Origin of the sequence: Paraburkholderia sp. 22099, from assembly GCF_052045835.1 — a bacterium.
Classification (GTDB): Bacteria; Pseudomonadota; Gammaproteobacteria; order Burkholderiales; family Burkholderiaceae; genus Paraburkholderia; species Paraburkholderia terricola.
The window spans coordinates 78527-103308 of the sequence record NZ_JBQEPU010000010.1 but is presented as its reverse complement, the minus strand read 5'-3'; the positions used below and the strand labels follow the sequence as shown (position 1 = coordinate 103308).

General features: G+C 64.9%; 21 protein-coding genes. 8 read left to right on the top strand and 13 right to left on the bottom strand.

Going from position 1 to position 24782, the window contains the following annotated elements:
* The first annotated feature begins 189 nt into the window (after positions 1–189).
* The gene (locus tag ACTJLC_RS12170; protein ID WP_073430012.1) at positions 190–1470 is read left to right on the top strand and encodes a DUF445 domain-containing protein; all 1281 of its coding nucleotides are present in this window, start codon (positions 190–192) and stop codon (positions 1468–1470) included.
* Positions 1471–1630: 160 nt separating this feature from the next.
* On the top strand, positions 1631–3583 hold the full coding sequence (locus tag ACTJLC_RS12165; RefSeq protein WP_073429932.1) for an AI-2E family transporter: 1953 nt from the start codon (positions 1631–1633) through the stop codon (positions 3581–3583).
* Positions 3584–3776: 193 nt separating this feature from the next.
* On the opposite strand, the gene ACTJLC_RS12160 is transcribed toward ACTJLC_RS12165, so the two are convergent.
* From ACTJLC_RS12160 to ACTJLC_RS12150, 3 genes are all read right to left on the bottom strand, one after another.
* A complete protein-coding gene (locus tag ACTJLC_RS12160; protein ID WP_073429933.1) occupies positions 3777–4760 on the bottom strand; it encodes a 2-dehydropantoate 2-reductase in 984 nt (327 codons plus the stop codon).
* 57 nt (positions 4761–4817) lie between these two features.
* Entirely contained in the window at positions 4818–5612 is a 795-nt protein-coding gene (locus ACTJLC_RS12155; RefSeq protein ID WP_073429934.1) for a class II aldolase/adducin family protein, read from the bottom strand.
* A 73-nt stretch (positions 5613–5685) separates the two neighbouring features.
* The gene (locus tag ACTJLC_RS12150) at positions 5686–6885 is read right to left on the bottom strand and encodes an amino acid aminotransferase (protein WP_073429935.1); all 1200 of its coding nucleotides are present in this window, start codon (positions 6883–6885) and stop codon (positions 5686–5688) included.
* A 204-nt stretch (positions 6886–7089) separates the two neighbouring features.
* Here ACTJLC_RS12150 and ACTJLC_RS12145 point away from each other — a divergent pair, with 204 nt between their 5' ends.
* The gene (locus ACTJLC_RS12145; RefSeq protein ID WP_073429936.1) at positions 7090–8031 is read left to right on the top strand and encodes a LysR family transcriptional regulator; all 942 of its coding nucleotides are present in this window, start codon (positions 7090–7092) and stop codon (positions 8029–8031) included.
* A 306-nt stretch (positions 8032–8337) separates the two neighbouring features.
* On the opposite strand, the gene ACTJLC_RS12140 is transcribed toward ACTJLC_RS12145, so the two are convergent.
* The 3 genes from ACTJLC_RS12140 to ACTJLC_RS12130 all read right to left on the bottom strand — a co-directional run bounded on the left by ACTJLC_RS12140 (position 8338) and on the right by ACTJLC_RS12130 (position 11049).
* On the bottom strand, positions 8338–9177 hold the full coding sequence (locus ACTJLC_RS12140) for a MipA/OmpV family protein (RefSeq protein ID WP_073430013.1): 840 nt from the start codon (positions 9175–9177) through the stop codon (positions 8338–8340).
* Between the two features lie 467 nt (positions 9178–9644).
* Positions 9645–10358 carry a peptide-methionine (S)-S-oxide reductase MsrA gene (gene msrA / locus ACTJLC_RS12135; protein ID WP_073429937.1) on the bottom strand — a complete coding sequence of 238 codons (714 nt, stop codon included), beginning with the start codon at positions 10356–10358 and terminating at the stop codon, positions 9645–9647.
* A 163-nt stretch (positions 10359–10521) separates the two neighbouring features.
* Positions 10522–11049, bottom strand: coding sequence for an Lrp/AsnC family transcriptional regulator (locus ACTJLC_RS12130; protein ID WP_073429938.1), 528 nt, complete (start codon positions 11047–11049; stop codon positions 10522–10524).
* A gap of 162 nt (positions 11050–11211) precedes the next feature.
* Here ACTJLC_RS12130 and ACTJLC_RS12125 point away from each other — a divergent pair, with 162 nt between their 5' ends.
* Positions 11212–12228, top strand: a complete 1017-nt coding sequence (locus tag ACTJLC_RS12125; RefSeq protein ID WP_073429939.1) for a 1-aminocyclopropane-1-carboxylate deaminase — start codon at positions 11212–11214, stop codon at positions 12226–12228.
* 98 nt (positions 12229–12326) lie between these two features.
* On the opposite strand, the gene ACTJLC_RS12120 is transcribed toward ACTJLC_RS12125, so the two are convergent.
* Positions 12327–13217, bottom strand: a complete 891-nt coding sequence (locus ACTJLC_RS12120) for a LysR family transcriptional regulator (RefSeq protein WP_073429940.1) — start codon at positions 13215–13217, stop codon at positions 12327–12329.
* Between the two features lie 131 nt (positions 13218–13348).
* Here ACTJLC_RS12120 and ACTJLC_RS12115 point away from each other — a divergent pair, with 131 nt between their 5' ends.
* Positions 13349–14074 carry a pirin family protein gene (locus ACTJLC_RS12115; protein WP_073429941.1) on the top strand — a complete coding sequence of 242 codons (726 nt, stop codon included), beginning with the start codon at positions 13349–13351 and terminating at the stop codon, positions 14072–14074.
* A gap of 136 nt (positions 14075–14210) precedes the next feature.
* Here ACTJLC_RS12115 and ahpF read toward each other — a convergent pair whose 3' ends face one another.
* From ahpF to prpR, 3 genes are all read right to left on the bottom strand, one after another.
* Positions 14211–15803 (bottom strand): alkyl hydroperoxide reductase subunit F, encoded by a 1593-nt coding sequence (gene ahpF, locus ACTJLC_RS12110; protein WP_073429942.1) that lies wholly within the window; start codon positions 15801–15803, stop codon positions 14211–14213.
* Positions 15804–15953: 150 nt separating this feature from the next.
* Positions 15954–16517: an alkyl hydroperoxide reductase subunit C gene (gene ahpC / locus ACTJLC_RS12105; RefSeq protein ID WP_006046984.1), complete on the bottom strand. Its 564-nt coding sequence runs from the start codon at positions 16515–16517 to the stop codon at positions 15954–15956.
* A gap of 123 nt (positions 16518–16640) precedes the next feature.
* Complete coding sequence (gene prpR, locus ACTJLC_RS12100) at positions 16641–18656, bottom strand: propionate catabolism operon regulatory protein PrpR (protein WP_073429943.1); 2016 nt, start codon at positions 18654–18656, stop codon at positions 16641–16643.
* Positions 18657–18862: 206 nt separating this feature from the next.
* On the opposite strand from prpR, the gene ACTJLC_RS12095 reads away from it, so the two are divergent.
* The 3 genes from ACTJLC_RS12095 (at position 18863) to ACTJLC_RS12085 (ending at position 21939) form a co-directional block, all read left to right on the top strand.
* Complete coding sequence (locus tag ACTJLC_RS12095) at positions 18863–19744, top strand: isocitrate lyase/PEP mutase family protein (protein ID WP_073429944.1); 882 nt, start codon at positions 18863–18865, stop codon at positions 19742–19744.
* Between the two features lie 316 nt (positions 19745–20060).
* Positions 20061–21500, top strand: a complete 1440-nt coding sequence (locus tag ACTJLC_RS12090; RefSeq protein WP_310134328.1) for an MFS transporter — start codon at positions 20061–20063, stop codon at positions 21498–21500.
* Positions 21501–21504: 4 nt separating this feature from the next.
* The gene (locus tag ACTJLC_RS12085; RefSeq protein ID WP_310134330.1) at positions 21505–21939 is read left to right on the top strand and encodes a GNAT family N-acetyltransferase; all 435 of its coding nucleotides are present in this window, start codon (positions 21505–21507) and stop codon (positions 21937–21939) included.
* 33 nt (positions 21940–21972) lie between these two features.
* On the opposite strand, the gene ACTJLC_RS12080 is transcribed toward ACTJLC_RS12085, so the two are convergent.
* From ACTJLC_RS12080 to ACTJLC_RS12070, 3 genes are all read right to left on the bottom strand, one after another.
* Positions 21973–22869: a 2OG-Fe(II) oxygenase gene (locus ACTJLC_RS12080; protein ID WP_310134332.1), complete on the bottom strand. Its 897-nt coding sequence runs from the start codon at positions 22867–22869 to the stop codon at positions 21973–21975.
* A 94-nt stretch (positions 22870–22963) separates the two neighbouring features.
* Entirely contained in the window at positions 22964–23443 is a 480-nt protein-coding gene (locus tag ACTJLC_RS12075) for a nuclear transport factor 2 family protein (RefSeq protein ID WP_073430014.1), read from the bottom strand.
* Positions 23444–23520: 77 nt separating this feature from the next.
* On the bottom strand, positions 23521–24723 hold the full coding sequence (locus ACTJLC_RS12070) for an AAA family ATPase (protein WP_440844080.1): 1203 nt from the start codon (positions 24721–24723) through the stop codon (positions 23521–23523).
* Positions 24724–24782 lie beyond the last annotated feature (59 nt).

The window sequence follows — 24782 nt, the reverse complement described above, 5'->3', positions numbered from 1 at the left end:
GTCTTTCGCGCCTGGCCGAACCGCCCGCTCCAGCACTCCAGCCGCAGATGTTACCGCGCCGACGCGGCAAAGATAGCCCCACGTGGATGGCGCATTGCCCGAACAGCGGCGCTACACTCGCGGTTCCGAACGCGCGCGTCGATTGCTGCGCCGTATTTCAATCGAATGGAACCCGCCGCACCGCTGCCGATGAACAAGGAAATCGAACTCAAGAAGGCCAAGCGCACACCCTTGCTGCTGTTGCTGGCGGCCGCCTGCGTCTTCGTGGTCACCGCCTTCATGCCGCGCGGCGTGTGGGTCGACGGCATCAAGGCGGTGGCGGAAGCCGCGATGGTCGGCGCGCTCGCGGACTGGTTCGCGGTGGTCGCGCTGTTTCGCCGCGTGCCGATTCCGATCGTCTCCGCGCACACGGCGATCATTCCGAGGAACAAGCACAAGATCGCCGACAACCTCGCGGTCTTCGTGCAGGACAAGTTCCTGGACGTGCCCTCGCTGGTCGGTCTGATCCAGAAGCACGACCCGGCGCGAAGCATTACCGGCTGGCTGACGCAGCCGGCCAACACCGCGCGGCTCGGCGACTACGTCGTCAAGCTCACCGGCGGCATTCTGGATTTGACCGACGACGTGCGCATCCAGGTCTTCATCAAGGACGCCTTGCGCGGCGTGCTGGCCAAGGTCGATCTGTCGCAATCGATGGGCGCGATTCTCGACACGCTCACGAAGGACGGCCGTCATCAGGAATTGCTCGACGCCGGCATCGAACAGGTGCTCGCGTTGCTGCGCGAAGAGCAGGCGCGCGCGTTTATCGCCGACCGCATCGTCGACTGGGTGAAGAGCGAATACCCGAAGATGGAAAAGATCCTGCCCTCCGCATGGCTCGGCGAGAAAGGCGCCGAAGCGATCGCCAACGCGGTGAACCGGATGCTCGAACAGATCAGCGAAAACCCCACGCATGAGCTGCGTCAAAAGTTCGATGACGCCGCGCATAAGCTGATCGCCAAACTCAAAACCGATCCGGCGTTCCTGCAAAAAGGCGAGGAACTGAAGCGCTATCTGCTGGAAGGCGACGCGCTCGGCACCTATGTGAAGGACATGTGGGGCGAATTGCGCGCCTGGCTCAAGCGCGATCTGCAAAGCCCCGACTCGGCCTTGCACGCGAAAGTGATGGCGATGGGCCAATGGGTGGGCCGCGAGCTCGCGCACGATCCCACGCTGCGTCAATCGCTGAACGATCACCTGGAGGACGCGGCGCGCGGCATGGCGCCGGACTTCGCGCAGTTCCTGACGCGCCACATCAGCGATACCGTGAAGAACTGGGACGCGCGCGAGATGTCGCGGCAAGTCGAGCTGAACATCGGCAAGGACTTGCAATACATCCGCATCAACGGGACGATCGTCGGCGGCTTTATCGGGCTCGTGCTGTACGCGAGTTCGCAACTGTTCGAGTTGCTGCGCGTGCATGCGGGATGAGCGCGTGGAGCGTCGCGCGCTGCTTCTATAAGCCTTGAGACGATCAAAGCGCCTACAATTCGGGCATGCGTATTGCTGCCAGGCGCTTTAGTCGACGCCGACGTTCCAGCCGCGCGCGCCTTCCCTATAAAGCGACGCCATTCAATCGGAAAGTGTGCTCATGAAATTATCGCTCCCGCCGCATGGGCGGCCGAACCGCGTCTATCCGCCGGGCACGCCTGGCCTGCACGGCCTCGCCTCGGTGATCACCGGCGTCGTGGTGGTGTGCGCGCTGTACTTCGGCCGCGCGGTGCTGATTCCGATCACGCTCTCGGTGCTGCTCAGCTTCCTGCTCGCGCCGCTCGTGCAGACGCTGCGGCGCTTGCATATGGGACAGTTGCCGTCGATCTTCATCGCGGTGCTGTTCGCTCTCGCCACCCTGCTCGCGGTCGGCGGACTGATCGGGGCGCAACTGGTGCAACTCGCCGGCGACCTGCCCCAGTATCAGGTGGCGATCGAGCAGAAGATCGAGACGGTGCAGGAAAAGACCGTGGGCCGTGCCGATTCGCTGATGAAGCGCGCCGCCGCCACGCTGCAACGCGTCGCGCCGTCGAAACCGAATCCGCCGCGCCCTACCGGGCGCGCCGCGCGCAATGCGCCCGCCGTGCCGACGCCCGTCGAAGTGCACGAGCCGTCGCCCACGCCGTTGCAACTCGCCCAGCGCGCGTTGTCGCCGGCCATCGCGCCGCTCGAAACGACCTTCATCGTGCTGGTGGTGACGATCTTCATCCTGTTGCAGCGCGAGGACTTGCGCGACCGTTTGATCAGCCTGTTCGGCTCGCGCGATCTGCACCGCACCACCACCGCGATCAACGACGCCGCCGGGCGCCTGAGCCGCTACTTCGTCGCGCAACTAGGCGTGAACGTGAGCGCGGGCGGCGTGATCGCGATCGGTCTCGCGATCATCGGCGTGCCGGGCGCGCTGCTGTTCGGCGTGATCGCCGCGTTGCTGCGTTTCGTGCCGTATATCGGCATCTGGATCGCGGCGATCCTCGCCGTCTTTCTCGCCGCCGCCATTCAGCCGCAATGGACGATGGCGGTGTATACGCTGATTCTTTTCATCGTCGTCGACGTGGTGGCCGGGCAGGTCGCCGAGCCGCTGCTGTACGGTCACCGCTCGGGGCTGTCGCCGCTCGCCGTGGTGGTGGCGGCGATTTTCTGGAGCTGGCTGTGGGGACCGGTCGGCCTCGTGCTGTCCACGCCGCTCACGTTGTGCGTCGTCACGTTGGGCCGCTATGCGGACCGCCTGAACTTCCTCACCGTGCTGCTGGGCGATCAGCCCGCGCTCACGCCGGCGCAGACCTTTTATCAGCGCCTGCTCGCCGACGATCCGCATGAGGCGATCGTGCAGGCCGAGCGTCTGTTGCGCGAGATGTCGCTGATCGACTACTACGACAAGGTCGCGCTCGAAGGTCTCAAGCTCGCCCGCAACGACGCGATGCGCGGCGTGCTGATGCCCGAGCAACTGGCGCGGGTCAACGAGTCGCTGGTGGATATCGTCGAAAACCTGGAAATCGCGGACGGCGTGCCGGAGCGGTTGTCTCGCGCCGATCCGGCGGAATCCGCCGGGGCGGCGCTGGCTTCGGCGTCGGCGGATCTGTCCGAGCGGCCAGAGAGCCATATGTCGGCGCATCCGCACTCGCGCGCCGAGACTGAAAAAACCTCGGTGCTGTGCGTGCCCGGACGCGGCGCATTCGACGAAGTCACCACCGCGATCGCCGTGCAACTGCTCGGCCGCCAGGGCCTTGCGCCGCTAATGGCGACGCACTCGGGCTATCGCAGCGCGCGCGCCGACGAACCGGCCTTCAAGGATGCGCCGATCATCTGCATCGTCTCGCTCGACGCGCCGGAATCGCCGCCGTATCTGCGCAATATGTTGCGCCGCACGCGGCAATGGCGGCCGCGCGCGACGCTCGTGGTCGGCGTCGGCGGAGCGCCGCAAGCGGGGCCGGAAATGGGCGCGACCGGCGCTTCGCATGCGGCGCCGACCTTCCGCGCGATGATCGAGGAATGCCTCGCGGCGGCGGGCACGCAGCACGCGCGGCAGGCTTCGCATGTGGGCGGGAGTGGTTGAAGGAGTGACGGCGGGTTGACTGCGGGTTGACTGCGGCGTTGACGGGCGGGAATGGCTGCGGCGTTGACTGCAGGAACAGCGCGAAGCCGGCTGCGGCACCGACCCTGCCCGCCGCGAAATGGAGGAAAGCCGAGTCCCTCTGCGGCGCTCAGCGCGAAGCCCGCGTCATATCGCCGAAGGTCGGCCGCCCGCCTCACTGCTGCGGATACAAGCCCAACGTGCTCGCATGCAGCCTCGCGAGACCGAGCAACGCATCCGTGTAAGGCGTCGCCACATGAGTCAGTTGGCCGAGTTCGCGCACCGCGGCCACCAGCGCATCCAGTTCGACCGCCTTGCCCGCCTGCACGTCCTGCAGCATCGAGGTTTTCATCGCGCCGAGCTTGAGCGTGACCTCGTGGCGATCGTCCGGCGCCTGCTCGATCGGAATGCCGAAGCGCGCGCCGATCTCCTTCGCTTCCAGCATGATGCGCGTGACGAAGCCGCGCACCAGCTCGTCGCTCAGAATCCGGTCGGTGGTCGCGCCGGTGATGGCGCTGATCGGATTCATCGTCATGTTGCCCCACAGCTTGTACCAGACGTCGCGCTGAATCTGCTCCGACATCGACGCATTGAAGCCTGCCGCGGCGAGCGTCGCGGTGAGCGCCGCGACGCGCTCGCTCGGCTGCCCCGACGCCTCGCCGACGATCAGCCCATTGCCCTGATGATGCCGGATCACCCCCGGCGCCTCGACGAGGCAACTGGCGTGCACCACGCAACCCACGGTCTGTTCGGTCGGAATCGCGGCGGCGATCGCGCCGTCAGGATCGATCGACTTGAGCCGCTTGCCCGCGAAGTCGCGGCCAAGGCCGTCGCAGAACCACCACGGCACGCCGTTCATCGCCGTCAGCACGATCGTCCGCGGACTCAGCAGCGGCGCGACGTGCGCGGCCACCGACGCCATCGCCGGTCCCTTCACCGCCACCACGACGAGGTCGTGCACGCCGAGTTCGGCCGGCTGTTCGCTCGCCTTCACCTTCACGGCATGCGTGGCGCCGCCTTCGATCAGACGCAAGCCGTGCTCGCGCAATGCGCCGAGCGTCGCGCCACGCGCCACCACGCCGACATCGTGGCCGGCCTGCGCGAGCTTCACGCCCATCCAGCCGCCGATCGCGCCCGCACCGTAGATCGCTACTTTCATCGCTTCAATCCTTGCGTTTAGTCGTTTATGTTTAATCTTCGCGTTTAATCCTCGCGTTTAATCCTTATAGCTCGCGTCGATGCGGTCCACCCGCCGCACCAGCGCGTCGAACACGTCCTGTCCCGCACCGTGACGCGGGTCGAACTGCAACGCGTCGCGCGAACAGCGAATCGCGACCTCTTCCGGCACGGGCCGCGCGCGCCCCATCGAAAACGTCGCCATCTGGATCTCGCACGCGCGGTTCAGCGTCCATAGCATCGCGAAAGTCTGCGGCAACGTGCGGCCCCACGCAAGCAGGCCATGATTGCGCAGGATCACGGCCTGCCGGTCGCCGATATGTTCGAGCAGGCGCGGACCTTCATCCGCGTGAACGGTGATGCCTTCGAAGTCGTGGTACGCAACGCGCTCGTGCAACTGCGCGCTATAGAAGTTGGTTTGCTGCAAGCCGTCCTCGAGACACGCCACCGCGACGCCCGCCGTGGTGTGCGTATGCATCACGCAGTGCGCGTCGGGCAAGCCTTCGTGAATCGCCGCATGCACGACGAACCCCGCGGGATTCACCGGATACGGCGAGTGGTCGAGCACGCGCCCTTGCACGTCGATCTTCACGAGATTGCTCGCCGTCACCTCGCTATAGTGCAGGCCGAACGGATTGATCAGAAAATGCCGCTCGCCGCCGCTCGCGCTCGACGGCACACGCAACGTGATGTGGTTGTAGATCATCTCGGTCCAGCCGAGCAGGTCGAAGATGCGATAGCACGCGGCCAGTTGCACGCGCGCCTGCCATTCGTCGGGATGCATCGCGGCGTGCTTCGGTGCGTCGGCCGCTTGCATCTCAAGGGTCGGGGTCATTCGAGTCTCCATCGTTGTGGTTCGCTGTGGTTGTCGCGGTTCGATTGCCGCGAATCGGAAGGAATCGGAAACGCTATGCCCCCGCCACGACCGCCGCGATCGACGACGCCACATAACCGGCGTTGCGCGCGTTCAATCCGGCCACGCACATGCGCCCCGAACGCAGCACGTACACCGCGTACTCGCCGCGCAAGCGCTCGACCTGGCTCTCGCTCAGGCCCGTATAGGTGAACATGCCGCGCTGCGCGAGATAACGCGCGCGCATCACTTCATCGACGCGGCCGGCGAGTCCTTCGTGGATCGTGGTACGCATCGCGAGAATCCGCTCGCGCATGGTGGCGAGTTCCGCTTCCCATGACGCATGCAACGACGCATCGGCGAGCACGTTGGCGACCAGCCGCGCGCCGTGCGTCGGCGGATTGCTGTAGTTCGCGCGCACCGTGGACATCAACTGGCCGAGCACGCGGCCGGCCTCTTCACTGCTTTTGCAAACCACGCTCAACGCGCCGCAGCGCTCGCCGTACAGCGAGAAATTCTTCGAGAACGAATTCGCGACGATCAGCGCCACGCCCGCATCGGCGAGCAGACGCACGCACGCGGCGTCTTCGTCGATGCCCGCGCCGAAGCCCTGATACGCCATGTCGACAAACGCGATCAGATTGCGGCGCTGCAATACCGGCACCAGTTCCGCCCATTGCGCCGGGGTGAGGTCGACGCCCGTCGGGTTATGGCAGCACGCATGCAGCAGCACGATGCTCCGCTCCGGCAAGCGGCCGATCGCGTCGAGCATGTCCGCGAAACGCAGGCCGCCGGTGTGTTCGTCGTAGTACGGATAGGTGTTGACGGTCAGGCCCGCGCCCTCGAAGATCACGCGATGGTTTTCCCAGCTCGGATCGCTGATCCACACCTGCGAGCCGGGGAAATAGCGCTTCAGAAAATCCGCGCCCACCTTCAGCGCGCCCGAGCCGCCAATGGTCTGCAAGGTCGCGATGCGGCCCGTCGCGCGCGCTTCGTGGTCCGCGCCGAATACCAGCGCTTGGGCGGCGTCGCGATAGAGCGGCAGGCCCGCCATCGGCAGATAGGAGCGTGGGCCGATCGCATCGAGCAAGGCGGTTTCGGCGCGCCGCACGGCGTCCATCACCGGCAGCTTGCCGGCGTCGTCGAAATAGATGCCGATGCTCAGATTGACCTTGTTGGGGCGAGGATCGAGTTGAAAGTCCTCGTTCAGACTCAGAATCGGGTCGCCTGGGTAGGCGGGAATGTGGTCGAACATGGCAAGTCCTTGGTGGTGGGCGTGGGTCCGGCGTCGCTATGGTTTCGGTGCGGCGAGCAAAGCGCCGACACCCGCCGGACGAGACCCAAAGTCTAAGCGTCATTGGGTGCGTGCGTCGATTGGGGCAAGTGTCAGGCAATCGCTCGCGGCGCACAATCAATCGATTTTTCACGATTAGTAAGTTTTTCTTTACAATCGTTTTTCATGTCACTCACGCGCGTCACCATTCGTCAGTTCGAAGCGTTTCTCGCCATCGTCGATTTGCACAGTATCGGCGCGGCGGCGGAGCGGCTCGGGCTGACCTCGTCGGCGGTCAGCCAGTTGCTGGCCGAACTCGAAACGGAACTGGGCTTTCGCCTCTTCGACCGAACCACGCGGCGCGTCAATCTGTCGAGCGCGGGGCAGGATTTTCTTGCCTCGGCCGAATCGGTGTTGCGCCATGTGCGCGCCGCCGCGCAATCGGCCAACGACATCCGCAACCGCGCGGCCGGCATCGTGCGGGTCGGCGCGCCGCTGGTGCTCGCGGCCACCGCGTTGCCCGCGGCCATCGCCGAATACGCGCGCGGCAAACCGAAAGTGGTCGTGCGGATTGTCGACACCGTGGTCGAGCAACTGGTGGAGCGCGTGGAAAGCGGCGACGTGGATCTCGCGATCGGCCCCGACCGGCAAAGCGGCGCGCGCGTGGGGCGCGAGCGGGCGTTCGCGAGTCCGTGGGTGATGTGGTGCGCGCCGGCGCATCCGTTGAGCGCGCGGCGCCGTGTGCAGTGGCGGCATCTGCGCGACGTGCCGATCGTCGCCACCGGCCGCGACCACGAACGCGCGGTCGGGCAGATGCTCGCCAATCTGCCGGCCGAGGCCCGCATCATTCCGGTCGACGTGGTGGACAACGTCACCACGGCATTCGGTCTCGCATCGCAAGGGCTGGCGGTGACGCTCGCGCCCGCCTATGTCGCGCCGCTCGCGCGCACGTTCGGGCTGGTGATGAAGCGGATCGTCGATCCGGAAACCATCCGCGAGGTGTGCTTGTACCGCTCCACCGAGCGCGCGCTGTCGCCGCCCGCCGACGGCTTCGCGGAATTCATCGTGCCCTGGCTGAAGCGCTGGGACCGCGAAACGCAGGCCGGGGCGAAAACGAAGCGCGGCTGACCGGCCGCCTCGCGGCGCGAGCACGCGCCGTCCAGCGCCCGGGTGAGGCGGCTCGGGTATTGCTGTGTTCGACGGCACGCAACTTTGCACCGCCCGCGCCGGTCAATCATGCGAGCCATGCAGCGCCTCCCATTCATTCGAGCCCTACTCGCGCGCCGTAGCCGATCTCGTTCGCGCGCCGCTGCGCCGCGCCCTTCTCGCAACGTTCGTGTGGCATGCCGCTGCCCATCGATAGCGCTTCCGACTTTCATCGCCCGATAGCGGCCATCGGTTAAGCACCGCCTTCGCCGTGCATCGGCAAACGCATCAGAAGCGGTAGTTGATGGAAATGTCGGCCACGCCGTTCGCCTTGCGGTGCGTGATCGGACTGTTGCCCGCGCTGCCGACCAGTTGCTGGAATGCGCCATCCGCGGTGGCGAACCAATGCTTGTCGAACAGCCACACCACGCTGATGCCGAAGCCCACCGACTTGACGCCCGCGCTCGCGTGATATTCCGGATACCGCGAGTGCGCCGCCTGCTCGCGATTCACGCCGAACCAACTGTTCATGTAGGTGGAGTCCGCGAAGGTTACGTTGGGCCCGGCGAACCAGAAGAAGTTGTTGGTGCTGCCCGGCATCGGCATATACGCGCCGAGATCGCCGGTCCAGCCGTTCGAGCCGCCGAAGTAGCGTCTGACGTCCGCGCGCAGCACCAGCGGGAATTCCTTCGACACCACGTATTCGCCCGAGAGCTTGAGGCCCGGCGCCGGATTGATGTTGCCGAGGCCGTTCAGTTCCTGCGGATCGTCGTGGCCGCGGCGTCCGAGATCGTAGATGGCCGCGAGGCTTGCACGCCAGTTTTGTCCCTGCGCAAAGTTGACGCCGAGTCCCTCGCCGCTCGAAAAGAAAAACAGATCCTTGTAGCGCACGTCGACGCTCGGGCCGGCCATCAAGTGATACCGGTCGGAGCCCTCGTAGCGCGGCTGGAACGACGTCGCCGCGCCGACGCGCAACTGCCAGTCGGGAACGCTCGGCTGCCACACCTTTTGCAGTGGAATCCCCGCCGAGTATTGCCATTCGCCCAGCGGCGAAGGCGTTTGCGCCAAGGCGGCGCCCGGAACGACGGCAACGCCGAGGGTCACGGCGACCAGAGAAACTGCCGCGATGCCTATTGGTTTATTGCGGAACGTGCCGATCCGCTTTTCACGGCTGTCATTGCGCACCAGAAGCCTCCGATCTCGCGCAGGGCGAAGGGGTTTTAGGTTCCGCCTGGGTCCGCAAGGAATCGAACAGCACCCCGGCGCACGCCGCGCTCTCAGGCGCGGCGTGTAGTTTTTTCAGCAAACGATACGCGTTGCCCGGCAAGAACGCACCTGCTCGGGGAGTCGCGTACCGGACAGCGGGCCTTTCGTATGAACCATTGCCGCGAAAGCCTTGCCGACGGACCCACTGTGCAAAATGCGGGCCTGGTCGGCGGAAGCGGTGCGAAACCGGTTAAACGCAAACGGGAAACAACGAGAGGCCGAGCGAGCGTGCCAGCACGCCGTGGCAAGGAATCGCGAGCGCAATGCGCCTTCAGGAAACCACGGCGCCGCGCGATGCGGCGCCGTTGATGCATCGAACGCGGGCGATCCTACCTGGCCGCTTCGACGAGGACCGGCTTGTCGCGATAGAGATTCGGGAACAGCCGCTTGAGGTTGGCCACCTTCGGCATATCGTTAAGCGCGATATACGCGGAGTTGGGATGCAGCGTGAGGTAGTTCTGGTGATAGAACTCGGCGGGGTAAAAAGCCTTGAACGTCTCCGTCTTCGTGACGATGGGCGCCCGAAACGCATGCGCCTTCTCGAGCTGCGCGATGTAGCCTTGCGCGACGCGCCGCTGCATATCGGTCATCGGGAACACGGCCGAGCGGTATTGCGTGCCGCTGTCCGGCCCCTGGCGGTTCAGTTCGGTCGGATCGTGAATGACCGAGAAGTACACCTGCAACAACTGGCCGTAGGTGACCCTGGCCGGGTCGAAGGTGACCTGCACGGCTTCCGCATGGCCGGTCTCGCCGCCGCTCACCGTCTCGTAGTGCGCGGTGTCGCGCTCACCGCCCGCATAGCCCGACACCGCCTTGCTGACGCCGCGCACATGCTGGAACACGCCCTGCACGCCCCAGAAGCAGCCGCCTGCGAATACCGCCGTTTCTTCGTGCGCCGTGGCGGCGGAGACCGGTTCGTCGAGCGCGGGCGGCGCGATCACAACCGCGGCCTCGGACGCGAACGCGATGCGCCATGCCGACGCGCCGCCGGCAAGCGACGCCGCGCCGATCAACCTGAAGAAAATCCGTCTGCTGCAAGCCATGATGATCGTCCCGGAAAGTTCGCACGTTTCACCCGTTCGGGCGTTGGTCGTGCCGCCCGCGAGTGGTCTCGATGTTTAGTCGGCCAGCAAGGGCTTTTATGACAGCATGCGCGTCTTTCCGCATCGAGGCATCAAGGCATCGCAGCCGGGGCTACAGCGGCGCTCACAGCGGAAATTTCGTGGTCGAGAGAATTTCCTTGAGCACCATGAACGAGCGAATCTGCCGGACGCCCGGCAGATAAAGCAACTGCTCCGCATGCAAACGGTTGAAGCTGTCGCTGTCGCGCGTGCGGATCGTCATGAAGTAGTCGAATTCGCCGGTCACGACGTGGCACTCCATGCAACCCGGCACCTTCTGCGCGGCTTTCTCGAAGTCCGCGAACGACTCGGGCGTGGAGCGATCCAGCACCACGCCGATGATCACCAGCATCCCCGCGCCCGCCGCTTTCGGATCGATCAACGCAACCACGCCGCGAATCAGTCCCGACTCCTTGAGCCGCTCGACGCGCCGCAAGCACGCCGGCGCGCTCAGCTTCACTTTTGCCGCGAGCGCGACGTTCGAAATCGACGCGTCCGTTTGCAACTGGCGCAGGATCGCGCGGTCGATGCGATCGAGCGATTGCAGCGGATCGGCTTGTGATTGGGCGGCAGCCGATGCGGCCGGCGCGCTTCGCACTTTCGTTGCGCTCATAGGTTAGTTCACAAGTTTTTATTAAGTCACTTTGACATTTCTCTTTTCAAAATTACGCCCATCGCAATTTTTTCGCAAGCTCATTTCTGGCGCTTTTCCCTACCATTGTCTCAACGCGACGACCTGCTGTTCGCGTCGAACCTACTCATCACAGGAACTGCCATGAACCTGCAACGATTCCCGCGTCATCCGCTGACTTTCGGGCCGACGCCGATCCAACCGCTAAAACGCCTGAGCGATCACCTCGGCGGCAAAGTGCATCTGTATGCGAAGCGCGAGGACTGCAACAGCGGTTTTGCATTTGGCGGCAACAAGACGCGCAAGCTCGAATATCTGATTCCCGAAGCGCTGGCGCAGGGTTGCGACACGCTCGTTTCGATCGGCGGGATCCAGTCGAACCAGACTCGCCAGGTGGCCGCCGTCGCCGCGCATCTGGGCATGAAGTGCGTGCTCGTGCAGGAGAACTGGGTCAACTACTCGGATGCGGTGTACGACCGCGTCGGCAATATCCAGATGTCGCGCATTCTCGGCGCCGATGTGCGGCTCGTGGCCGACGGCTTCGACATCGGCTTTCGCAAGAGCTGGGAAGATGCGCTGGAGAGCGTGCGCGCGGCCGGCGGCAAGCCTTACGCGATTCCCGCCGGCTGCTCGGATCATCCGTTGGGCGGGCTGGGTTTCGTCGGCTTCGCTGAAGAAGTTCGGCAGCAGGAAGCGGAACTGGGCTTCAAGTTCGACTACATCGTGGTGTGCTCGGTGACGGGCAGCACGCAGGCCGGCATGGTGGTCGGCTTCGCCGCGGACGGCCGCGCCGAGCGCGTGATCGGCATCGACGCGTCCGCGAAGCCCGCGCAAACGCGCGAGCAGATCATCCGAATCGCGAAGCAGACCGCGGAAAAAGTCGAACTGGGGCGCGACATCACGAGCAAGGACGTGGTGCTGGACGAGCGCTTCGGCGGTCCCGAATATGGCTTGCCGAACGACGGCACGCTGGAGGCGATCCGCTTGTGCGCGCGCCTCGAGGGCATGCTGACCGATCCGGTTTACGAAGGCAAGTCGATGCACGGCATGATCGACATGGTGCGCAACGGCGAATTCCCGGAAGGGTCGCGCGTGCTGTACGCGCACCTGGGCGGCGTGCCGGCGCTGAACGGCTATAGCTTCATTTTCCGCAACGGCTGAGCGGCGAGTAGCGCGATGAGCGACGCGACGGCGGCCGGCATGCATCGAGCCGGCTGCCGCCGCGAGGCGGCGAGGTGTTGTCATGGCGACGTGGCGAATCACGCCGCCAACTGCTTCTTCAAATGCTTGCGCAAGAATTCGACAAAGGCTCGAATCGTCAGAGAGCTTTGCCGATGCTGCGGATAAACCGCGTAGACGCTCGCCGCGGCGGGCAGGAATTCCTCGAGCACGGTCACGAGCTTGCCGCTTTTTAACGCGTCGGCAACGATGAAGTCGGGCAGCCGCGCGATGCCCAATCCGGCCACGGCGGCATCGCGAATCAGTTCGCCGTTATTGGCCCGCAACGGCCCGTGCACTTCGATGCTCTTGTGCGCGCCCTCGACGATGAACTCCCAGTTCACCGCCCCGCCGTGCCCATACAACAGGCACGCGTGACGTTGCAGATCGGCAGGCGCCGCAGGCGCCCCGCGCCGCCGCCGATAGCCGGGACTGCAACACGCCACCATCCTCACGTCGACGAGCTTCTGCGCGATCAGCGTGGAATCCGCCAGCGTGCCGATGCGGATCGCCATGTCGAAGCCCTCGCCCACCACGTCGGCGGTGCGGTCGCTCAACTCCATGTCGAAGCGCACGTCGCCATGCTCGCGCAGGAACGCCGCCACCAGCGGCGACAGATGCGTCATGCCGAACGACATCGGCGCGCTCACGCGTAGCAGCCCTCGCGGACCGGCGCGCCGCAGCGACATGGCCTGTTCGGCGTCTTCCACTTCACCGAGGATGCGTTTGGCGCGCTCGTAAAACTCCTGACCGAGTTCGGTCACGGCCAGCTTGCGCGTATTGCGGATCAGCAATTGCACGCCGAGTGCTTCTTCGAGCGCCATCACGCGCCGGCTGACGAATTGCTTCGAGAGCGCCAGCCGCCTGGCCGCCGCGGTGAAATTATGAGCGTCGACCGTGGCGACGAAGATCCGCATGTCATCGAGTTGCATCGTATTGTCCACCGTGTCGTGACAGTGTTTCCCGTATGACGGCGATTATAGCCATCCTGATTGACCTACACTGTCATTCATGGATCGCGGACTCACCATTGCCCGATCGCAAACAACCCAGGAGAAACACGATGCTCGATATCAGACACGCCAATCAACGCGGCCGCGCGGAGCACGGCTGGCTCAGTTCGCGTCATACGTTTTCTTTCGCGAACTATCACGACCCGAAGCAGAACGGCTTTTCCGACCTGCTGGTGATCAACGACGACCGTGTCGCACCGGCGCAAGGCTTCGGCAAGCATCCGCACCGCGACATGGAGATTTTCTCGTACGTGCTGGAAGGCGCGTTGGAGCACAAGGACACGATGGGCACCGGCTCGGTGATCGTGCCCGGCGACGTTCAGTTGATGAGCGCGGGCACGGGTGTCGCGCATAGCGAATACAACCATTCGAAGAGCGAGCCGGTGCACTTTCTGCAGATCTGGATCGCGCCGGGGCAAAAGGGCACGCAGCCGCGTTATCAGCAGCGTCACTTCGGCGCGGATCAGAAGCGCGGCGTGCTGCGCCTCGTGCTCTCGCCGGATGGCGCGAACGATTCGCTGATGCTGCAACAGGATGCGCGGGTTTATGCCGGTCTTTTCGATGGCGATGAAAGCGCCCGGCTCGAACTCGCCAGCAATCGCTATGCGTATGTTCACGTGGCGCGCGGCAGCGTGACGGTGAACGGCGTCGAATTCGGCGAAGGCGACGGCGCGCGCGTGCGCGGCGAGCAAGCGCTGAGCTTCACGCAAGGCCATGACGCCGAAGTGCTCGTGTTCGATCTGCGCGACATCGAGATGTCGGAGTTGTGGGCTTGATGTGGTTTGAGGGGGGTTCGAACGCACGGAATCAAACGTTGCGTTCGCCCTCTGTCTTTTCACCTTAAAAACACCGCACGCCTCAAATAAAAACGGCGGCCCGCAGGCCGCCGTCCACTACCAACCAACCACTCACTCACACTGCCACTTCAGCTTCAGCCTCTTTCACCACTTCCACTTCTTCGCTATTGCGGATCAGGTGATCGAATGCGCTCAACGATGCCTTCGCGCCCTCGCCCACCGCGATCACGATCTGCTTGAACGGCACCGTGGTCACGTCGCCGGCGGCGAACACGCCCGGCACCGACGTCGCGCCGCGAGCATCGACGACGATTTCGCCGTGCTTCGACAACTCCACCGTGCCCTTGAGCCATTCGGTGTTCGGCACGAGACCGATCTGCACGAACACGCCTTCGAGTTCGACGTTCTTCGTTTCGCCCGAACGCAGATCCTTGTAGACCAGACCGTTGACCTTCTTGCCGTCGCCGGTGATTTCCGTGGTCTGCGCCTGAGTGACGATCGTCACGTTGGCGAGGCTGCGCAGCTTGCGTTGCAGCACTTCGTCCGCGCGCAACTGGGCGCCGAATTCGAACAGCGTGACTTCGCGCACGATGCCCGCGAGGTCGATCGCCGCTTCCACGCCGGAGTTGCCGCCGCCGATCACCGCGACGCGTTTGCCCTTGAACAGCGGGCCATCGCAATGCGGGCAGTACGCCACGCCGTGATTGCGATATTCGCGCTCGCCGGGCACGTTGATTTCGCGCCAGCGCGCACCGGTCGCCAGGATGATGGTTTTCGCCTTGAGCACCGCGCCGTTGGCAAGACGCACTGCGTTGATGCGGCCGGGGATCAGCGCTTCGGCGCGCTGCACGTCCATGATGTCGACTTCATAGCTCTTCACGTGCTGTTCGAGCGCCGTCGCGAACTTCGGCCCCTCGGTTTCCGTCACGGAGACGAAGTTTTCGATCGCCAGCGTATCGAGCACCTGGCCGCCGAAGCGTTCCGCCACCACGCCCGTCGCAATGCCCTTGCGCGCCGAGTAGATCGCCGCCGCCGCGCCCGCGGGACCGCCGCCGACGATCAGCGTATCGAACACCGGCTTCTTTTCCAGTTCCTTCGCGGCGCGCGCACCGGCGTTGGTGTCGAGCTTCGCGAGAATTTCCTTCACGCCGCTGCGGCCCTGGCCGAACACTTCGCCGTTCATGAACATGGTCGGTACCGCCATGATCTGGCGCGCTTCGACTTCGTTCTGGAACAGCGCGCCGTCGATCGCCACGTGGCGGATGCGCGGGTTGATGAGCGCCATCACGTTCAGCGCCTGCACGACTTCCGGGCAGTTCTGGCATGACAGCGAAAAATACGTTTCGAATTGGTAGTCGCCGTCGAGGTTGCGGATCTGTTCGATCACCGCGTCGTCGAGTTTGACCGGATGGCCGCCGACCTGCAAAAGCGCGAGGACGAGCGACGTGAATTCATGCCCCATCGGAATGCCGGCGAAACGGATGCCTGTGGCCTTGCCCGGCTCGCCGATCGAGAACGACGGCTTGCGCTCGTCGTCGCCACGGCGTTCGATCACGGTGACGCGTTCCGACAACGTCGCGATATCGTTCAGCAACGCCAGCAGCTCCTGCGATTTCGCGCTGTCGTCGAGCGACGCGACGATCTCGATCGGCTTGCTCACCTTTTCCAGGTATGTTTTCAACTGAGTCTTGAGATTGGCGTCCAGCATGGCTTTCGATTCCGTGACGAGGGGTGTTGGGTTCCCGGCGCCGCGCACATCGGATAGGACGTGCGCGGCCCGGGGACGCGCGGGCCGCTGTGAAAAGCGGCCCGCGCGGCGATGCGCCGCGAGGCGCTGACTGCAAAGGGTCTTGAGACCTTAGATCTTGCCGATCAGGTCGAGCGACGGGGTCAGCGTTTCAGCGCCCGGCGTCCACTTGGCGGGGCAAACTTCACCCGGATGCGCGGCGATGTATTGCGCGGCCTGCACCTTGCGCAGCAGTTCGCCGGCGTCGCGGCCAATGCCGTTGTCGTGGACTTCGCACAGCTTGATCTCGCCTTCCGGGTTGATCACGAACGTGCCGCGCAGCGCCAGGCCTTCTTCTTCGATCAACACGTCGAAGTTGCGCGAGATAGCCAGGGTCGGGTCGGCGATCATCGGGTACTTGATCTTCTGGATCGTGTCCGACGTGTCGTGCCATGCCTTGTGCGTGAAGTGCGTATCGGTCGACACGCTGTAGATTTCAACGCCGAGCTTCTGGAAATCGGCGTAGCGATCGGCCAGGTCACCCAGTTCGGTCGGGCAAACGAACGTGAAGTCGGCCGGGTAGAAAACGAAAACCGACCACTTGCCCTTCAGGCTTTCTTCGGTGACGGTCACGAATTCGCCGTTGTGATAAGCCTGTGCCTTGAACGGTTTGACTTGACTATTGATGATCGGCATTTGCTGAGTCCTCTTTCGGAGTGGTTGGAAAGTGGAGCCAGTATGTCAGACCGCGCTTAATAGGTAAAGCGGATTGTTTTAATGATAGCAATAGTCATACGCTATTTATCGCGCCGCTGGCAGCTATCGCGGCGGATCGGTTTTCATGAGCCGCCAGAGGGTCGTGCGGCCGATTCCGAGTGCGCGGCTGGCCGCCGCGCGATTGCCGCCCGACTGCTCGAGAGCGCGCATGACGTCCTCGCGAGTCGGGGAAGTGCGGGCCGGCGCGTGTTCGTCTTCGCCGGCTCGGGACATCGGCGCGGCGGGCGTTGCGACAGCCGGCGCCTGTTTCATTCGCCCGAACTCCGGGAACATCGACTGCAAATCCCGCCTATCCTGGCCTTGGCCGGCCGCGTCGCTTAGATAGATCGCGGCGCGCGTCAGCAGGTTTTCCAGTTCCCGGACATTGCCGGGCCACGCGTAATGCTCGAACAAGGGTGCGAGAAACGTCAGCACCCGGTCGAGCGTCGCCTCCGACAACCCATATTGGCGCGCCCCGCGGCTTAACAAGTGCCGCGCCAGTTGCGCGACATCGCCGCGCCGTTCGCGCAGCGGCGGCAATTCTATCCGAAGCAGATTCAGACGAAAATACAGATCCGCGCGAAACAATCCCTGTTCGACGAGCGCATGCAGATCGCGATGCGTCGCGGCGATCACCCGCACGTCGACCGGCGTGGCGCGCCCGGAACCGAGCTTCATCACCTCGCGCTCCTGCAGCACGCGCAGCAGACGGCTTTGCAACGCGGCCGACATTTCGCCGATTTCATCGAGGAAGATCGTGCCCGTGTGCGCGATTTCGAAAAGGCCCGGCTTGCCGCCACGGCGCGCGCCGGTGAACGCGCCCTCCTCGTGACCGAACAGTTCGCTTTCGATCAGCCCCTCGGGCAAGGCCGCGCAATTGAACGCGACGAACGGATTGCCGCGCCGCCGGCCGGCGTTGTGGATGCCTTGCGCGACCAGTTCCTTGCCGGTGCCGCTTTCGCCGGTGAGCAGCACGGTGGCGTCGTGAGCGGCGCCCGCGCGCGCGAGCCGCCGCACCCGTTCGAGCGCCGCCGATCCGCCGATCAACTCGTCCAGCCGATGCCGCGCGACCAGATGCTTCGGCCGCTGGCTGGTGCGTAGCGAATGGTCGATCCGCTGCGCGACGAGAGCGTCCTGCACCGTCACCACCGAGCCGGAGCGCGCGCCATGCTCCATGATCGGCACGCAGTTGACGATCAGCGCGCGGCCGCCGATCCGCTCGATCCGTTCCTCGATCGGCAGGTCGTTCGCAAGCGTTTCGCGCAGCCACGGACCGACGACGCGCGCGACTTGCGCCGCCGCGTCCTGTTGGCGGTCCGCCGAAAGAGCTTCTTTCGGGGCGCCGAGGCCCAGCAGTTCGAGCATCGCCGGGTTGACCGCTTCGAGCACGCCGGCGTCGTCGAAAGCGGCGACGCCGTCGCGCAGATGGGCCACGATCGTATTCAGCCGCACGCGCTTCGACTCCTTCTGACGGCTCACCCGCGCCAGTTCGACCGAGCGCTCGAACGCTTCCTCGACCGCGCCGAGCGAGTACAGGAAAACGCTTTCGAGCCCGGCTTGCTGCGCGAAATCGCAAGCCATGCCGGGGCCGATGATGACGCCGCAGCCTTCGGCGGCCAGCTTCTCGACGGCGAGCCGCACTTCGTCGATCGAACGGTAGGCGCGCTGCGTCAGCCCGACCTTGAGCCACGCGCCGAGATCCGCCAGTTCGTGCGAGATCGTTTCGTGCAGCACCAGGCCGATCCGCGCGCCGGGCCACGTGGTGGCGGCGCGGGCAATCGCACCGAGCACGTCGAAGCCGTTCACCTTGACCATGACGACCGGCACGTTCAGGTTGTCGCGCAGGTAGGCGCCGTTCGAGCCGGCAGCCAGCACCACGTCGACCGAGCCCGCATCCACGTAGGCCTGCAAGGCGGTGACGGCCGCGCCGTAGCCTTCGCGAACCGAAAAGAATCGGGCGCGCCCGGCGTAACGCGGCGCGACGGCCTCGCAAAGCGACTTCAAGCGGCTGATACTGACGAGGGCAACGCCAGGCAGCGCCGTATTGGCATTCGCGACGAGCGACGGGAACGTGGACATTGCGGTAACTCCGCGAACAGTTGAAACGTTCCATGAAACGTTTCACGGAACACACGCGCATTCTGCCATGAACCCGCGCAGCGCCGCTTCGCGCCGCAAGCTCCTGATTCGATTGCCTAAGTCCCGGAGCCTCGCGCGATGGCATGCTTCCTGCAAAATCACGGCCGCCTCTCAAACCCGCTTACCTTTTTCGGAGACACACCGTCATGACCACTTCCGCCACACGCCGCGCCGCCTTCCGCGCCAAGGTCGAGCAACGCCAAGGCCTGCTGGTGCCCGGCGCCTTCAACGCGATGAGCGCGCGTGTCATCGAGGACGCCGGTTTCGAAGCGCTCTACATCACCGGCGCGGGCGTCACCAACATGTCGCTCGGCCTGCCCGACCTCGGCTTCATCGGTCTCGCCGAAGTCGCCGAACATACCGCGCGGATTCGCGACGCGGTCGCGCTGCCGCTGATCGTCGATGCCGACACCGGCTTCGGCAACGCGCTGAATGTGCGTCAGACGGTGCGCGTGCTCGAGCGCAGCGGCGCCGACGTGATCCAGTTCGAGGACCAGGTCATGCCGAAGAAATGCGGCCACTTCGCCGGCAAGGAAGTGGTCGGCACGAGCGAGATGGTCGGCAAGATTCGCGCGGCCGTGGATGCCCGCGAGGACCGCAATCTGCAGATCATGGCGCGCACCGACTCGGCGGCGGTCCACGGCATCGAGGACGCGATCGAACGCGGTCACCGTTTCATCGAGGCCGGGGCCGACATTCTGTTTATCGAGGCGACCGAATCGCTCGCCGACATCGAACGTCTGCCGTCGCTGTTCGACCGGCCGCAGTTGATCAACATCGTGATCGGCGGCAAGACGCCGGTGCAATCGCGCGAGGCGCTCGCGCAACTCGGCTACGGCATCGTGCTGTACGCGAACGCGGCGCTGCAAGGCGCGGTGCTCGGCATGCAGCGCGCGCTCGGCACGTTGAAAAACAACGGCCGCCTCGACGAGGACGCGACGCTCGTCGCGCCGTTCAGCGAACGCCAGCGGCTCGTCAACAAGCCGCTGTACGACAAGCTCGACCGCGAGTACGCCGCGAAAGACTGAGCGACGCGCGCGCTCGTGTTTCCGGCCGACCGGCGCGCAGGGAGCGCGCCGGTCGCCTCGGGCGCCAGGCGACTGCCCTGGCCGACGATGCAACAGCGATTACCAGGTTAGGATTCAAGGCCGGCGACGAGGCGCGTCCCTTTAATGGAGCGTTATTCGCAGCCGCGATCCTGTCGCGCATTCGCGTCGTCCGAAGGCCGGAAACACCTCTTCGAAAGGTAGTCGCAAGAACCATGAAATCCAGACCCTCTCTCCGAACCTGCCTGCACCCTCACGACATTCATGAGCCCGCACGCCGTGCGGCGGAGACAGCGCAATGACCGCCGGCGGCACACGCAACGCGCATGTCGGCTGGCTGCCGTATATCGTCGCGGCCACCTTCTTCATGGAGTACCTCGACACCACGGTGATCGCGACGGCGCTGCCGCAGATGGCGCAGTCGTTCGGCGTCGGACCGAACAGCCTGAGTCTCGGCATGACCGCCTACATGCTGGCGCTCGCGATCTTTATTCCGGCGAGCGGCTGGGTCGCCGACCGCTGCGGCTCGCGCACGGTGTTCGTCAGCGCGATCGCCGTGTTCACGGTGGCGTCGGTGTTGTGCGGGCTGTCGCAGAACGTCGTGGAGTTCACGGCCGCGCGATTGCTGCAAGGCATGGGCGGCGCGATGATGGTGCCGGTGGGCCGCCTGATCGTGGTCCGCAGCACCGAGAAGAGCCGCATGATGCAGGCGATCTCGACCATCACGTGGCCCGCGATCGCCGCGCCGGTCATCGGGCCGCCGGTGGGCGGCTTCATCACGACCTATGCGTCGTGGCGCTGGATCTTTCTGCTGAACGTGCCGTTCGGCCTGGCGGCGATGGCCGTCGCGTTCGCGCTGGTGCCGAACCTGCGCGGCAGCGAACGCAAACCGCTCGACGTGGTCGGCTTGTTGCTGAGCGGCACGACGCTCACGGCGATCCTGTACGGCGCCGAACTGGCGAGCCAGCCGGGCGAAAATCCGTGGGTGGCCGCGGCGGTCATCGGCGGCGGGTTGCTGATGGGCGTGCTGGCGTTCCAGCATGCGAAGCGTCACCCGCATCCGCTGATCGACGTTTCAACGCTCAAGATTCCCACCTTTTCCGTGACGGTCGTGACGGGCTCATTCACACGCATCGGCATTGGCGCGGTGCCTTATCTGATGCCGCTGCTGTTTCAGGTGGGCTTCGGCTTGTCCGCGTTCAAGTCGGGCTTGCTGCTGCTCGCGAGCGCGCTCGGCAACCTCGGCATGAAGGCGCTGACCACGCGCATTCTGCAACGTTACGGCTTCCGCATGGTGTCGATCGTCGACGTCGCGGTGGCCGGCGTGTTCATCATCGCGTGCGGGCTGTTGACGCCGGAGGTGCCGCTTGCCCTCGTGCTGTTCGTCGTGTTCATCTACGGCGTGGCGCGCTCGATGCAATTCTCGACGCTTGCCACGCTGGCCTACGCCGACGTGGCGCAGCCGCAGATGAGCGCGGCAAGCACGCTATGGAGCGCGGCCGCGCAGATGACGATCGGTCTCGGCATCGCGTTCGGCGCGGTATCGTTGCGCGCGGCGGCGTTCTTCAATGGCGAGACGACGGGCCGCATCTTCACGCTCGACGATTTCCGTCTCGCGTTTCTGTGCGCGGGCGTGCTGACGCTGGTGTCGGTGATCGGCTATATGGGCCTTGCGCACGACGCCGGCCAGAGCATCGGCGGCGGTTCGCGCGGCGCCGAAGATCCGGCCAAAGGGTGATGACGTGCAAGCAGCCGAACTAACGATTTCGAGCGACAAGGCCAACCTCGACATCGAGATGATCCATGCATTCCTGTCACGGCAAACAGCGTGGGCGAAGGGCATGCCGCGCGACACGCTGGAGCGTGCGATCGCGGGCTCGCTATGTTTCGGCGGCTATGTCGGCGGCCGGCAGATCGCCTTCGCGCGCCTGATCACCGACGAGGCGACGTTCGCCTACCTGTGCGACGTTTTCGTGCTGCCGGACTATCGCGGCAAGGGCTATGCGTCGGCGTTGATGAAGCACGTTTTCGCCAGCCCATCGCTCACGGGTCTACGCAGAATCGTGCTGGTGACGACCGACGCACATCATGTGTACAGGCCGCACGGCTTCCGTGAACTGGCGAACCCCGAGCGTTATATGGAGCTGCACAATCCCGACGTGTACAAGACAGCATGAACGCATGCAGCGCCGCGCACCGCAGCAAAAAAATCATCCATAGGCGCGCTCGCGCATCCACTTCGTCATGATCCATTTTTCGCCGCTGAGCACCGGCGCGCCGCCGTGCAAGGTCAGCGGGTCGAGTTGACGCGAGCCGTTCATATAGCGGAAATACACCGCGCCGCCCTGCTTCGCCGCGACCGAGATGCGCGCTTCCGGAAAAATCGTTTCGCCGCCGTCGGGCACGTCGTTCAGATAGATCACCAGCGTCGCCACGCGCTGGCCGCCCTGCGCGGTATGCACCGCGCTGCCGGGTTGATCGGGCGGAAAGTAGTCGAAATGCGGGCGGTATTCGCCGGTCGCGCCGTAGCGCAGAATCTGCAATCCTTCGCCGTTCTCGACCGGCCAGTTCATCAGACTCGAAATGCGCCGCTCGATCCGCTCGATGAACGCGTCCTCGCCACGTTGATACCAGATGCCTTCGCTGGTGCGGTTGCGTATCACGTCTTCCCTGCCGGTGGCCGGATCGACGATGGTCGAACGTTTCAACCGATGCCGCGAGCGCTCGATCATCTCACCGCACTCGTCGGGCGAAAGAACATCCGCGAACACGATCAACTCGGGGCGCTCGCAGCGCATCAGCACGCGGACGTCGCGATCGTGCGCGCGAATCACGTTGCCGCGCGCGACCGGCGACTGATCGTATTGGTAAGCGTGCGGCGCGGCTTTCGTCAGCACGGCCTCGGTCGCGCCGGCGGCCGCGTTCGCCACGTTCGCCGCGTTCGCCGCGTTCGCCGCTTTCCGGCCGAACGCGGCGTGCACGGCGGCACGCGCGGCCTCGTCGGCAAAACCGGCTTGCACCATCGCGTCGATCATCGAGTCCATGCTGCAGCCGCGCGCGACGTTGCTGACCAGCCATTCCTGCCATGCGGCATCGACTACGGGCATTGGCACTCCCATTCGTCCAGATGACGAAAATACTGCATCGACTGGCTGCGGCGTGGCAAGCGCAACACCAGGCGTGGCAAGCCTGGTCGTCGTATCAGGCGCTGCGCTGCCTGCGCCGATACAGATCGAGCCCTCGACGCGCCTGCGTCCTGATCGCCCGTTGGACCAACGGCGACCAGCCGAGCAGCGTGCCTCTGACGCCCATCGCCTGGCGCATCCACGACCACAGATCGAACGTGTCGCGATGCTCGACGATGCGTCCGTCGTGAAACACGAAACGCGCGTCGATCCGGTTGACCACCGGGCGGCCCGTCTGACTGAATACATAACTGGCGGTCCAATGGGCACGACCGTTCGTGTCATCGGCGTCGACGCCCTCGAAGGTCAGCGAGAAATCCTGTGCGCGCGCAACCAGCAGACGCCACATGTCGCGCACTTCCTCGCCGCGCAACTCGCCGAATGCGGGGTCGCTGAAGACAGCGTCGTCGGCATAGCAGGCGACCATGGTTTCGGCGTCGCGCCGCTGGAAGGCGGTGTAGAAACGCTCGATCAGTTCGGTGTTGGGGTGACTCATTTTTGTGTCGAAGAGCATGGTTGCGGGGATCGTATGAACGCATTGTAAGCGCAGGCATTCAACCTGACGCCATGCGTTCAATGCCCCGGCTTGAACCGCCGCGGCAAGCCCGGCGATATCGGAAGCAAACGGCCGAGCACGCCTTTGCGGCGCTCGGCGGCGGCCGGCCACAGCATGTCGGCAAGCAGCCCGATGCCGCGCGCCAGTGCGCTGTCTTTCGCCGACGTCACGAGCGGCACGCCGCGGTTGAGCGCCTCGTTGGCCTGCCGGTCGTCACGCGGAAGCTGATGCGCGACCTTCGCGCCGAGCGTGTGTTCGAGTGTCGGCAGGTTGATCGGCGCGTTCTTGTCGTATTGATTCACCACCACCCGCACCTTGCTGGCCGGATAACCCAGTTCCTTGAAGATGTCGAGCATGCGTCGGCCGCCGTGCAGATAGAGCAGATTCTGCCGCACCACCATGCAGATCGCATCGCTCGCGTCGAGTGCGCGGATCGTCAGCGGATTGAGGCTTTGCCCGACGTCGATCAGCACCGCGTCGTAACGTTCGCGCACCAGCGCGAGGATGCGCTCCAGTTGCGCGGGCAGCAACTCCGCGGCCTTGAGCGGATCGCCCGCGCCCGCGAGCACGTCGAGGTTCGCGTGCACATGCATCACGCATGCTTCGAACAAGGCGGCGTCAAGGAACTCGATCCGCGAGCACAAATCGGCGAGCGTGATGGGCGGCGGTTTGTCGGCCACGAGCAGGCTCGCATCGGCGAACTGCTGGCTCAGGTCGATCAGCAGCACGCGCCGGTTGCCGGGCGCGGCGAGCGAGTAAGCGAGATTCACCGCGATCAACGTGGTGCCGCTGCCGCCCTTGCTCGATGCAAGCGAGACGACGCGTCCGGCGCGGCGCAGATCCATGTTCTTGTTCGCCGCGATCCTGGTGAGCGCGGCGGCGATCTGATGGGCGTCGAGCGGCCACGGCAGCACATGCCGCACGCCGATGCGCGCCGCCACGGCAAGCAAGGCGGCCGAAGGCGCCGGCGTCACCAGCATGCAATGCAAGGTCGGCGTGCAGGCCAGCGCCTCCTCGACGCCGTCCAGTTCGCGCGCGCCCAGATGCACGTCGTCGACGATCAGCAGATCGGCGCTTCTGATCGCGCGGGCATGCACGCGCAGTTGCCGCGCCGTGCCGTGCGCCGCGCGCAGCCGGTACGGCACGCCGCTTTCGTCGAGGCGCGCGATGATGTGCGGCGCGCGTTCCGTGCTGGACGAAAGCAGAAAGACGTCGATCATGCGGGGTCTCCTCCGGTCTAACGCCGTTCGGTTGACGATGCCACGCCGATCACGATCGA